The 12877-nt window shown below is 74.0% G+C and carries 6 protein-coding genes and 1 pseudogene; 2 read left to right on the top strand and 5 right to left on the bottom strand.

Features of this window, described 5'->3' with window-relative positions; all coding sequences use genetic code 11:
* Positions 1–52: 52 nt before the first annotated feature.
* The 3 genes from mfd to ACFF45_RS28315 form a co-directional block, all read right to left on the bottom strand.
* Entirely contained in the window at positions 53–3610 is a 3558-nt protein-coding gene (mfd, locus tag ACFF45_RS28325; RefSeq protein ID WP_381349469.1) for a transcription-repair coupling factor, read from the bottom strand.
* A gap of 402 nt (positions 3611–4012) precedes the next feature.
* Complete coding sequence (locus ACFF45_RS28320) at positions 4013–6592, bottom strand: ABC transporter permease (RefSeq protein ID WP_381349468.1); 2580 nt, start codon at positions 6590–6592, stop codon at positions 4013–4015.
* Complete coding sequence (locus ACFF45_RS28315) at positions 6589–7377, bottom strand: ABC transporter ATP-binding protein (RefSeq protein ID WP_381349466.1); 789 nt, start codon at positions 7375–7377, stop codon at positions 6589–6591. The genes ACFF45_RS28320 and ACFF45_RS28315 overlap by 4 nt, the downstream gene beginning before the upstream one ends.
* 533 nt (positions 7378–7910) lie before the next feature.
* Here ACFF45_RS28315 and ACFF45_RS28310 point away from each other — a divergent pair.
* Together ACFF45_RS28310 and ACFF45_RS35680 are read left to right on the top strand one after the other, a co-directional pair.
* The gene (locus ACFF45_RS28310; RefSeq protein WP_381349464.1) at positions 7911–9404 is read left to right on the top strand and encodes an MFS transporter; all 1494 of its coding nucleotides are present in this window, start codon (positions 7911–7913) and stop codon (positions 9402–9404) included.
* 257 nt (positions 9405–9661) lie between these two features.
* Positions 9662–9871, top strand: a pseudogene (locus ACFF45_RS35680) (cation acetate symporter); the annotation flags it as partial.
* A gap of 19 nt (positions 9872–9890) precedes the next feature.
* On the opposite strand, the gene ACFF45_RS28305 reads toward ACFF45_RS35680, so the two are convergent.
* Together ACFF45_RS28305 and ACFF45_RS28300 are read right to left on the bottom strand one after the other, a co-directional pair.
* A complete protein-coding gene (locus ACFF45_RS28305) occupies positions 9891–10781 on the bottom strand; it encodes a coiled-coil domain-containing protein (RefSeq protein ID WP_381349463.1) in 891 nt (296 codons plus the stop codon).
* 216 nt (positions 10782–10997) lie between these two features.
* The coding region (locus ACFF45_RS28300; RefSeq protein WP_381349461.1) for an SUKH-4 family immunity protein at positions 10998–12877 on the bottom strand (1880 nt) is incomplete at its 5' end.

Raw genomic sequence — 12877 nt, 5'->3', positions numbered from 1 at the left:
TCCGCTCCGACCGGCGCAGGCCGCGCGGAGCGGGCTCGGGGGTACCTCGCCCCTACGACCCCAGGATCGACGCCAGGAACTCCCCGACCCAGCCCAGCAGATCCCGCCCGACCAGCGGCTTGCCGCCCACCTTCGCCGTCTTCGGGCGCGGCACCAGCACCTGGTGCGCCGCCGGCTTGACGACCGTTCCCGGGTACAGCCGCTTGACCCGCAGCTCCTGCGACTCGCGCAACTCCACCGGCGCGAAGCGGATGTTGTTCCCCTGGAGCACGATCTCGCCCACGCCGCACGCCCGCGCGAGCATCCGCAGGCCGGCCACCAGGAGCAGGTTCTCCACCGGCTCCGGCAGCTTGCCGTAGCGGTCGACGAGTTCCTCCCGTACGGCCTTGACGTCCTCCTCGGAGTTGGCGGAGGCGATGGCCCGGTAGGCCTGGAGGCGCAGCCGCTCGCCCGGCGCGTAGTCGTGCGGGACGTGCGCGTCGACCGGCAGCTCGATCTTGACCTCGAGCGGCGGCTCCTCCTCGATCCCGCCGGTCTCCAGCTGGCGGCGGTAGTCCGCGACGGCCTCGCCGACCATCCGGACGTACAGGTCGAAGCCCACCCCGGCGATGTGGCCGGACTGCTCGCCGCCGAGGAGGTTACCGGCGCCGCGGATCTCCAGGTCCTTCATGGCCACGTACATGCCCGCGCCCATCTCCGTGTGCTGGGCGATGGTGGCGAGCCGCTCGTGCGCGGTCTCGGTGAGCGGCTTCTCCGGCGGGTACAGGAAGTACGCGTACCCGCGCTCGCGCCCGCGGCCGACGCGCCCGCGCAACTGGTGCAGCTGCGACAGGCCGAAGGTGTCGCCCCGTTCGACGATCAGCGTGTTGGCGTTGGAGATGTCGATGCCGGACTCGACGATCGTGGTCGACACCAGCACGTCGAACTTCTTCCCCCAGAAGTCGACGACGACCTGCTCCAGCGCGGACTCCGACATCTGGCCGTGCGCGGTGGCGATGCGCGCCTCGGGGACGATCTCGCGCAGCCGGGCCGCCGCGCGGTCGATGGACTCGACGCGGTTGTGGATGTAGAAGACCTGGCCCTCGCGCAGCAGTTCGCGCCGGACGGCCGCGCCGATCTGCTTCTCCTCGTAAGGGCCGACGAAGGTCAGCACCGGGTGCCGTTCCTCGGGCGGGGTGGTGATCGTCGACATCTCGCGGATGCCGGTGACCGCCATCTCCAGCGTGCGCGGGATCGGGGTGGCGGACATGGTCAGGACGTCGACGTTGGCGCGCAGCTTCTTCAGCTGCTCCTTGTGCTCGACGCCGAACCGCTGCTCCTCGTCGACGATGACCAGGCCCAGGTCCTTGAACTCGGTCTCGGAGGAGAACAGGCGGTGGGTGCCGATGACGACGTCCACCGAGCCCTCGCGCAGGCCCTCCAGGGTGGCCTTCGCCTCGGTGTCGGTCTGGAAACGGGACAGCGCCCGCACGTTCACCGGGAACTGCGCGTACCGCTCGCTGAACGTCCCGAAGTGCTGCTGCACGAGCAGCGTCGTCGGTACCAGGACCGCCACCTGCTTGCCGTCCTGTACGGCCTTGAAGGCGGCCCGCACGGCGATCTCCGTCTTGCCGTAGCCGACGTCGCCGCAGATCAGGCGGTCCATCGGGACCGACTTCTCCATGTCCTCCTTCACCTCGGCGATGGTCGTCAGCTGGTCCGGCGTCTCCGCGTAGGGGAACGCGTCCTCCAGCTCGCGCTGCCAGGGGCTGTCCGCGCCGAACGCGTGTCCGGGCGCCGCCATCCGGGCGCTGTACAGCTTGATCAGGTCCGCGGCGATCTCCTTGACCGCCTTCTTCGCCCGCGCCTTGGTCTTCGTCCAGTCCGCGCCGCCGAGACGGTGCAGGGTGGGTGCCTCGCCGCCGACGTACTTGGTGATCTGCTCCAGCTGGTCGGTCGGGATGTACAGCCGGTCGCCGGGCTGGCCGCGTTTGGCGGGGGCGTACTCCACCACCAGGTACTCGCGGGTGGCGCCCTGCACGGTCCGCTGCACCATCTCGATGTAGCGGCCCACGCCGTGCTGCTCGTGGACGATGTGCTCGCCGGACTCCAGGGTGAGCGGGTCGATGGTCTTGCGGCGGCGGGCGGGCATGCGCGCGCCGTCCCGGCCGGCCGCCTTCTGGCCGGACAGGTCGGTCTCGGTGAGCACGGCCAGCCTGAGCGCCGGGTCGACGAAGCCGTGGTCGATCGAGCCGCACGCCACGTGCACCACGGACGGGGAGATGTCCCCCAGGTCCGCGTCCAGCCGGGCGGCGACGCCCTCGCCGCCGAGCACCTCCACGGTGCGGGCGGCCGGGCCGTGCCCCTCGGTGACGAAGACCGTGCGCCAGCCGTCGGCGAGCCAGCCCTTGGTGTCGGCGAGCGCCTTGGCGGTGTCGCCGCGGTAGGTCTCCGGGGCGCGCATGCCGAGCTTGAGCGTGTCCGGGTCGCCCGCCGCGTCGGCGGCGGACGCCAGCGCCTCGTCCGCGGCGAACGGCGCGACGGACCACCACATCATGTCCAGCTCGCGCGCCCGGTCCCGGACGTCGGCGATGGACCACAGGGAGGCCGCGTCCACGTCGATGGGTGCCTCGCCGCCGCCGGCGGTGGCCGCCCAGGACGCCTGGAGGAACTCCTGGGAGGTCGCCACGAGGTCCGCGGCACGCGTGCGCACCCGCTCCGGATCGCACACGACGGCCATGGCGCCCTTGGGCAGCACGTCGAGCAGCAGCTCCATGTCGTCGACGAGGACCGGCGCGAGGGACTCCATGCCCTCCACGGCGATACCCTCGGCGATCTTGCCGAGCAGCTCGCCCAGCTCCGGATGGTCCTCGGCGAGGGCACGCGCGCGTGCGCGCACGTCGTCGGTGAGCAGCAGCTCGCGGCACGGGGGTGCCCACAGGCCGTGCTCGGCGACTTCGAGGGAGCGCTGGTCCGCGACCTTGAAGTAGCGGATCTCCTCGACGTCGTCGCCCCAGAACTCGACGCGCAGGGGGTGTTCCTCGGTGGGCGGGAACACGTCCAGGATGCCGCCGCGCACGGCGAACTCGCCGCGCTTCTCGACCAGCTCCACGCGCGCGTACGCGGCGGCGGCGAGGGCGTCGACGACGCGGTTCAGGTCGGCGGTCTGCCCGCCGCGCAGCGCCACCGGCTCCAGCTCGCCCAGGCCCTTGACCTGCGGCTGGAGCACGGACCGCACAGGTGCCACGACGACGGAGACCGGGCCGGTCTCGGGGTCGTCGGGGCTGGGGTGGGCCAGCCTGCGCAGCACGGCCAGGCGGCGGCCCACGGTGTCGCTGCGCGGGCTCAGCCGCTCGTGCGGGAGCGTCTCCCAGGCCGGGTACTCCACGACGCCGTCCGGCGGCAGCAGCGACCGCAGGGCCGCCGCCAGGTCCTCCGCCTCGCGTCCGGTCGCGGTCACGGCCAGCACCGGGCGGCCGCTCTCGCGGGCCAGCGCGGCGACGGCGAAGGGGCGGGCCGCCTGGGGGCCGACCAGATCGACATGCATCCGGTTGCCGTCCGTGGCCGCCTTGATCGCTTCCGCGAGTGCGGCGTCCTTGACGACGGCGTCGAGCAGACCGTGCAGGCTCATGGGGGGCTTTCCGTCCGGGTGACTGAACTTCGGGTGACTGGACTTGGGGTGACTGGACTGCGGGTGACTCGGCTTGGGGTGACTGGACTGTGAGTGCTGACTGCGAGTGACTGGACTGCGGATGGCTGGACTGCGGATGGCTGGGACTGTGGGCAAGGGCCGGCCGGTGGCAGGCGTGGGCAACGCGAACCACCCGACACGCGGGGCGGGCCGGGGGTCTCCAGGGTACGTCGCCGCCGCGCCCGTCACCCGGGCGAGTGACCACACCGGGCCGGAAGCACACGGCCGTGGGGCCGGCACCCGCCCACCCGTCCTCACGGCATGCGGCAGGGCCCGGCGCCGCGAAGTCCTTCAAGGACTCCCCGGCGCCGGGCCCACCCCCGCAACCCCCGTATGCGGTGGCTACTCGGTGGCGATGGCGTCGAGCACGTTCATCCGGCCCGCCCGGAAGGCCGGTATCAGGGCGGCGAACAGCCCCACGAAGGCCGAGCCGACGAACACCGCGCCGATGGTCGGCCACGGGATCTCCAGCACCTTCAGCCCCTCCAGGGCGAGCAGCTGCTGGGCCGTGGCGCCCCAGCCCATGCCCAGCCCCAGTCCCAGCAGGGCACCGAAGAGGGCGATCACGACCGACTCCAGGCGGATCATCCGGCGCAGCTGCCGGCGCGACAGGCCGATCGCCCGCATCAGGCCGATCTCCCGGGTCCGCTCGACCACCGACAGGGCGAGCGTGTTCACCACGCCCAGGATCGCGACGATGATCGCGAGGGCCAGCAGGCCGTAGATCATGTTCAGCAGCTGCCCGATCTGGTCCTGCAGGGCCTCCTTGTAGTCGGTCTGGTCCCGGACGCTGTACTGCGGGTAGTCGTCCAGCGCGGCCTTCAGCGCGGTGTACGCGGCGGCTTCCCGGCCGTCCTGCGCCGAGGCGAAGACCAGCGAGTCGAGCGGCATCCTCTCCGCGGGAACGTACCTGGCGAGGGTGTCGATCGAGGTGTACATCGCGCCCTGGTCGATCACCGCTTCGCTGCTGGTGATCGCCCGGACCGTCAGCCGGGCCGTGGCGCCGTCGCGGAAGTCGACGGCGATGCTGGACCCGAGACGGACGCCGTGGTCCTTCGCGAACTCCTCGTGGACGGACATCGAGTCCGGCCGGTAGGCGTCGGCGAGGTCGCCCGCGACCGTCTCCACCCGCAGGTCCTGCGCGTACGTCGGGTCGGCGGCCGTGATGGCGGTGTCCTCGGACACGGCGCCGTCGGGTGTCCGGAAGTCGGCCTCGGTCCCCTTGTACTCGGTGACGCGGTCCACGCCGTCGGCCGCCCGCACGGCCTCGACCGCCTGCGGCGTGATCAGCTGCCCGCTGTCGGACTGCACGATGAAGTCCGTGCCGACGCTCTTGTCGAGCTCTTCCGTCGCCGAGGCGACCATCGAGGAGCCGACCACCGACAGGCAGGCCACCAGTGCCAGCCCGATCATCAGCGCGGCGCCGGTGGCGCCCGTGCGGCGCGGGTTGCGCAGCGCGTTGCGCTCGGCCATCCGGCCGACGGGGCCGAACACGCGCAGCACGACGGCGCCGAGCACCCGGACCACCGCGCCCGCCAGCAGCGGACCGACGACGACGAAGCCGATCAGCGACAGCACCACGCCCGCGCCCAGCCACAGGGCGCCGTTCCCGGCCGTGTCGGCGGCCGCGGCGAGGTACAGCCCGGCCCCGCCCGCGCCGGTCAGCAGCAGCCCCGCCACGGCCCGTACGGCGCCCGCCCTGGCGTCGGCCGGGGCACCCGCCTCGCGCAGCGCGGCCATCGGCGAGACCTTGCCGGCCCGGCGGGCCGGGAGGTAGGCGGCGAGCACGGTGACCACGACGCCCAGGACCAGGCCGGTGACCGGGGTGGTCCAGACGACGGTGAGGTCGTCCGTCGAGAGGTTCATGCCCATGGCGCCCATGAGCTTCATCAGGCCCACCGCGAGCCCCACGCCGGCGCCGACGCCCAGCACGGAGCCGACGACGCCGAGCAGCAGCGCCTCGATCAGCACCGAGCGGTTGACCTGCCCGCGGCTCGATCCGATGGCCCGCATCAGGCCGATCTCCCGGGTGCGCTGGGCGACCAGCATGGAGAAGGTGTTGATGATCAGGAAGACGCCGACGAGGAAGGCGATCCCGGCGAAGCCGAGCATCGCGTACTTGATGACGCCCATGAACTCCTGGACGTCCGCGGCGTTGGCGTCCGCGACCTCCTTGGCCGTCTGCACCTTGTAGCCGCCGTCGAGCGCGGCGGAGACGTTCTGCTTCAGCCGGGCGTCGCTGACGCCGGGCGCGGCGGTGACGTTGACGTGGGTGTAGACCCCGGTCTCGCCGACCAGCGTCCGCTGGGCGGTCTCCGTGTCGAGGTAGAAGATCGCCGCGCCGGGATTGGTGACGGTGAAGTCGGCGATGCCGCAGACCTTCGCCCGGTGGGTGCCGAAGGCGGTGATGACGCCGATCTCGTCGCCCAGCGCCAGGCCGTGCTTGTCGGCGGTGTCCGCGTCGACCATCACCTGGTCGGCGCTCCGGGGCGCGGCACCGGAGGTGATCTCCATGGTGCGGGCCTCGTTGGCGGTCCAGCTGCCGACGAGGGTGGGGCCGCCGTTGGTCGGCGAGAGGCTGTCCTTGTCGGCGTCGATCACGGTCACCGACGTCGAGACGACCGTCCCCTCCGCCGACTTCACGCCGTCCGTCCTGCCGACCTCGTCGACGACGGAGGCGGGCAGGACCGGCGGCCTGCCGTTGTCCGCCGTGGTCTCGCCGCTGTCCGACGAGCCCCTGGTGCTGACCGTGACGTCCGAGGCGGTGGCCGCGAACAGCTTGTCGAAGGTGGTGGTCATCGTGTCGGTGAACACGAGCGTGCCGCACACGAAGGCCACCGACAGCAGCACGGCGACGGCCGACAGGGCCATCCGCCCCTTGTGCGCGAGGAAGTTGCGCAGCGAGGTTCTCAGCACGGTCATGACGTGCGCCCCCGGGCGTCGAAGTCCTTCATGCGGTCGAGGACGGCGTCGGCGGTCGGCCGGTGCATCTCGTCGACGATCCGGCCGTCGGCGAGGTACAGCACCCGGTCCGCGTAGGACGCGGCCACCGGGTCGTGCGTGACCATCACGATGGTCTGCCCCAGCTCGTCCACGGACCGGCGCAGGAAGCCCAGCACCTCGGCGCCCGCGCGCGAGTCGAGGTTTCCGGTCGGCTCGTCACCGAAGATGATCTCGGGCCGGGCGGCCAGCGCCCGTGCCACGGCGACCCGCTGCTGCTGGCCGCCGGAGAGCTGCGCCGGCCGGTGCCTGAGCCGCCCGGCGAGCCCGACCGTGTCCACCACCCGGTCCAGCCAGGCCTTGTCGGGCTTGCGGCCGGCGATGTCCATGGGCAGCGTGATGTTCTCGATCGCGTTCAGCGTCGGCAGCAGGTTGAAGGCCTGGAAGATGAACCCGATCCGGTCCCGGCGCAGTCGCGTCAGCTTCTTGTCCTTCAGACCGGTGATCTCGGTCTCGTCCAGGTAAATCTGACCGCTGGTGACGGTGTCGAGCCCGGCCAGGCAGTGCATCAGGGTGGACTTGCCGGACCCCGACGGGCCCATGATCGCGGTGAACTGGCCGCGGGCGACGTCCACGTCGACGTGGTCGAGGGCCACGACGCGGGTCTCCCCGGACCCGTACGCCTTGACGACCTGCCGCGCCCGCGCGGCAACGGCCGTTCGCTCTCCAGTGCCCCCGTGCCTGGGAATGGTCACAGCCGATGTCACGGTATGTCTCCTATGTCGGTCAGCAATGGGACAGCACGGCCCCTCACGAACCCGTACCGGCCGGCGCGGGCTCGCGCGCAGTCGCGCGGTGTCGTGCGGTGTCGTGCGGTGTCGCGGTGTCGCGGTGTCGTGCGGTGTCGCGGTGTCGTGCGGTGTCGCGGTGTCGTGCGAAGTGGTACGCCGATGAGTCTCGCGGCAGGAGGGGCCGCCGCTCGATGGTGCACAGCCCCCTCTTGCCCTGAGGAAAACCCCACCCCCCAAGGTGCGGCCCACCGCCCTCGACTGCCCTCCCGGCGGCGCCCCCAGCGGCGTAAAGCCAGATTAGGGACGGCCCGGGCGCCCTTCGTCCTCCGCCCGGACGAACCCTCCCCGAGGCGCGGTACGGAGGTCCCCCTAGGGGCGGTCCCCCCTGCGGAGGAGTCCGCCTCAGGGTCCGGTCCCCCTCCCGGCCCACTCGGGCTGCGCCCTCCCCCGTACCGGGGTCGAGTGGGAAGCTGTCGGACGGCAGATAGGTGCAAGGGGAAGGAATCTGTGTGGGCGGCACCGGACCCGCGGTGCGCGACACCGGGCGGCGCGCCGCGAGCGGCAGGCGGGGAGCCGTCGCGGCGGCCCTCATGCTCTCCATGGCGCTGGCCGCGCTCGACTCCACCGTCGTCTCCACCGCCGTACCGCAGATCGTCGGCGACCTGGGCGGCTTCTCCGTCTTCTCCTGGCTCTTCTCCGGCTACCTGCTGGCCGTCACCGTCACCCTGCCCGTCTACGGCAAGCTCTCCGACACCTTCGGCCGCAAACCGGTCCTGGTCACGGGCGCGTCCGTCTTCCTGCTCGGCTCGCTGCTGTGCGCGCTCGCCTGGAACATGTGGGCGCTGATCGTCTTCCGCATCGTCCAGGGGCTGGGCGGCGGCGCCCTCCAGGGCACGGTGCAGACGCTCGCCGCCGACCTGTACCCGCTGGAGGAGCGTCCGAGGATCCAGGCCCGGCTGTCCACGGTGTGGGCGGTGTCGGCGGTCGCCGGCCCGGCGGTCGGCGGGGTCCTCGCGGCGTACGCCGACTGGCGGTGGATCTTCCTGCTCAACCTGCCGATCGGCGGCGTCGCCCTGTGGCTGATCGTCCGTCACCTGCACGAGCCGCGCCGCCCGAGAGCCGCCCGCGCGCGGGTGGACTGGTCGGGCGCGCTCACCGTGTTCGTCTGCGGCGGGGTGCTGCTGACCGCGCTGGTGCAGGGCGGGGTGGCCTGGCCGTGGCCGTCGGCGCCGTCGATCGCCCTGCTGGGCACGGGACTCGCGCTGGTCGCGCTGCTCGTGGTGATCGAACGCCGGGCGGCCGAGCCGATCATCCCGGGCTGGGTCTGGCGCCGCCGTACGATCGCCGCGGTCAACCTGGCGCTGGGCGCGCTGGGCCTGCTGATGGTCGCCCCGGCGGTCTTCCTGCCGACGTACGCCCAGTCGGTGCTCGGCCTCGGCCCGGTCGCGGCCGGGTTCGTGCTCTCCGTGTGGACGCTGAGCTGGCCGGTCTCGGCGGCCCTCAGCCAGCACGTCTACCGCCGGATCGGCTTCCGCGACACGGCGGCGCTCGGCATCGGCGCGGCCACCCTGGTCCTGCTCGCCTTCCCGCTCCTGCCGTACCCGGGCCGCGCCTGGCAGCCGGCGCTCGTGATGCTCCTCCTGGGGGCCGCGCTCGGCCTCTTCCAGCTCCCCCTCATCGTCGGCGTGCAGTCCACGGTGGGCTGGTCGGAGCGCGGCACGGCCACGGCCTCGGTGCTCTTCTGCCGGCAGACCGGCCAGACCGTCGGCGCGTCGGTCTTCGGCGCCGTCGCCAACGGCGTCCTCGCCGGCCGGCTCGGCAGCGCGGACCTGGACGCCGTCGCGCACGGCCTGGACACGGGGGCGGTGTCCGAGGCGACCCGGCGGGCCGTCGCGGACGCGGTCCACGCCGTGTACCTGGGCGCGGCGTGCGCGGCCGCCCTCGCCTTCGTGGTGCTGCTGGCGCTGGCGCCGCGCCGCTTCCCGGTCATCGACGAGGCGTGACCCGCCGCCGCGAGACCGCCCGGCCCTCGGACGGATCGACGCCGGTGACGGCGCGGACCACCGGCGAGTTCCCGGAGCAAGCGCACACCGACCACTCGGCCGGGTGAGGAAACGCCGCGTTGCCCGGCCCGCCGAGCAGCGAGCGTGGCTCGCCCCCCCACCTCCCTGCGGTCCGCCGCCACGGGCCCGAGCCACGCGAGGGACCCGCGATGTCCCACGACCCGTCCCGGTCCTGACGCCGGACGCCGAAGTAGTCTTCCGGACCGCCCGTCTCCGCCTTCCCCGAGGCCGGCTCCACCTCCTTCCCCCCGCACCCGCCACGGGCCTGGTCTCCGTCCCCCTGGGCTTCGCCTCCGGACGGCTGGGCACGGTGGCGTGCCGGCCGCCGCAGGGCGGAGGAGCAGCGGCGCCGGTACGAGGCGGTGGCGGGGTGGATCCTGCCAGGGGCGGTACGGAGGAGGCGCTGAAGGGGGTGCGCGGCGCCGCTCACTCCGCCGGTGCGCGCCCTCCGGTCAGGGCCGCGAGGCTGTTGCGCACGTAGTCCATCTGCGCCTGTACGTCGTCCCGGCGCTCGTCGTGCTCCCGCAGCACCTGCTCCGTCGCGCGGGCGATGTGCTCCTCGCGGGACCGCGCCTGGGCGAGCACCTCGGCGGCCAGCGCCCGCGCCTTCTCCTGCCGTCGCCGGACGGTCTGCTCGGCGTCGGCCAGTTCCCGCTGCGCCTCGGCCAGGGCGGCCTCCGCGCGGGCCATCCGCTCGGTGAGCCGCGCGTCCAGGGCCGCGGCGCTCTCCACGGCCTCGCGGTCCGCCTCGGCCCAGCGCTCGGCGTGCTCCTTCTCCTGCTCGGCGAGCATCCCGGCGGTGCGCTGCCGGACCTCGCGCAACGCGGCAAGCGCCTCCGTGCGGCCCTCCTTCACCTCATGCCGGGCGGTGATCCGGATCTCGTCGGCCTCGGCGCGCGCCGCGAGCAGCCGGTGCCGGGTGCGTTCCTCGGTTTCCGCCAGGAGCGCGTCCGCCTCCTCCTGCGCCGCCCGGCGCACGTCATCGGCGTACGCCTCCGCCTGGGCACGCCACTCGCGCGCCTCGCGCCGTGCGCGCTCCCCCACGGCCGCGGCCTCGTCCCGCGCCAGCTCGAAGAGGCGCCGCGCGCCCTCGCCCAGGGCCTCGTACGTCTGCTGCGGCAGCTCGGCCACCGCCTCCCGCAGCCGCTCGGCCTCCTCCTCCATCTCCCTGGCGAGGACGGTGAGACGGGCGGCGCGTTCCCAGGCGGCGTCACGATGCCCGGACAACGCGTCGGCGTACGCATCGACCTGTTCGGGGCGGTAGCCGCGCCCCCGGACTGTCACGAAGCCATGTGGCGACACGGATGCGCTGCTCATGCCGGAACCCCTCAAGCGACGGTGATGTAGCGCATATCTTGATCTATCAGACAGAAAGGGTCATAATCCGACACTCCGCAGCCGGGGTTCCCCCCGCGGCACCCCCGCACACGCCGTCCGACGAACGACAGGGCCGGGCCCGGTCGTACGACCGGGCCCGGCCCTGTCCTCACGTGCGTGTCCGCGTCCGCGGGGGACGTCAGTCCGGCGTCCCCGTCACAGCAGTCCGTCCCACATCTGCTCCAGCAGCACCGACCACCAGCTCTCCGGCGAGCCCAGCGCCGCCGGGTCCAGGGAGGCCAACTGGGCCTGGAAGTCGACGGTCCAGCGGCCGGCCTGCTCCTGGTTCAGCCCGAACCGCAGGCGCCACATCCGGCCGAGCAGCGCCAGGCAGCGCACGAACTCCGGCAGCCCGGTGTTCACGAACTGCGGCGGCACCGGCGCACCGCCCGGCCCGGCCTCCACCGGCACGGCCACGATGTGCGCCGTGCCGTACTGCACACAGACCGCCTTGCCGAAGTCGCTGCCCATCACCAGGTACGAGCCCGCGTCCGGCGCCGGCCGCACCCCCCGCTCCTGCGCCAGCTCGGCGAGCGTCGGCACCGGCCGCCCCGGCTGGGCCTGCGCCCAGAAGAACGGCCCCATGTCCAGCGGCAGTCCGGCCACCACCAGCGTCTGCGCCACCACCGGCGGCACACCCTGCCGGGACACCGCCGCCTGCTCGAACCGGAACACGCCCGGCCCGAACGCCCCCGCCAGCTCCTGCGCCACGCCCTCCGGCGGAACCGGCGGCACCGGCGCGACCGGCGGCAACGGCGCACGCACCGGCGCGGGGCGCGCGGGACCGTCGGCCACCTGGTGCAGTTCGCCCTGGTGCGCGAGCAGTTGCTGCATCCCCTGCCGGCGGCCGGCGTGGTCCGTGCCGTACGGCGCGATGCTGGTGATCCGCGCCTGCGGCCACTGCTCGCGGATCATCCGCGCGCAGTACGCGCCCGGAAGCTCGCACGACTCCAACTCGGTGTGCAGCTCCAGCACCTGGTCCGGCGGCACGTTCATCGCCCGCAGCTCATGGAAGATCTGCCACTCCGGATGCGGCGTGCCCGGCGCCGAACGCCGGATCAGCTGCTGCTCCGACCCGTCCTGCGCGCGGTAGCGCAGCACGGCCTGATAGCCCGGGCCCACGGTCGGCCGCCCCTGCTGCGGATAGCCGTACGCCGGGGGCCGGCCGGGGACGGGAGCGGGGGGCGGCATCGCGCCCGGCGCCGGGGGCATCGGGTGCGCGGCGCCCGGCGGCGTGCCGGGGACACCCGGAACCTGCGGGGGCGGCGGCGCGCCCGGACCGCCCACGGGGGGCGCGGCCAGCATCGTCTCGGCATGGTGTACGGCACCATGCGCGCCCCCTGCGGAACCCTGCGCACCCGGAGCGCCGGGGGCACCAGGGGCACCAGGCGGCCGAGGCGCACCCGGAGCGCCGGGAACGCCGGGCGGCTGAGGCGCGCCCGGCATGCCCGGGGCCCGCGGAGGCTGCGGGGCGCCCGGCGGCTGGGGAGCACCCGGAGGCTGCGGGGCGCCCGGCGGCTGGTGGGCACCGGCACCGAGGCCCGCCGCTCCGGGGCCGGCCAGCATCGTGGCGGCGTGGTGGACACCGCCGGGAGGCGTACCGCCCGGCGCACCCGGGGTTCCCGGCGGGGCCACGGGACCGGGCGGGGCCACGGGACCGGGCGGAGTCGGGGGACCGGGCGGAGTCGGGGGACCGGGCGGAGTCGGGGCCCCCGGCGCCTGCGGCGCGCCCGGACCGGCCGGGGCGGCGGGCCCGTCCGGGCCGTCGGGACCGAGGGACGCCATCAGCTGCGTGGGCACGTACGCGCCCGCTGCCGCACCCGGCGCACCCGGAGCGGCGGGCACACCCGGAGCACCGGGGGCTCCCGGAGCGCCCGGAGCACCCGGCGGCGGAGGCGTACCCCCCGGGCGCGCGCCCGGTGCACCCGGCGCACCCGGCGGCGGAGGCGGCGTCGCGTCCCCGCCCCGCGCGCGGCGCGGCGGAGGCGCCGCCTTGCTCGTGGCGGCGTCGGCGATGTCCCCGGCGTGCGGCGCGA

It is taken from the genome of Streptomyces cinereospinus (genome assembly GCF_042430725.1).
GTDB lineage: Bacteria > Actinomycetota > Actinomycetes > Streptomycetales > Streptomycetaceae > Streptomyces > Streptomyces cinereospinus.
Note: the sequence above shows the minus strand (reverse complement) of the source record. Positions and strands in the feature narration are given on the sequence as shown.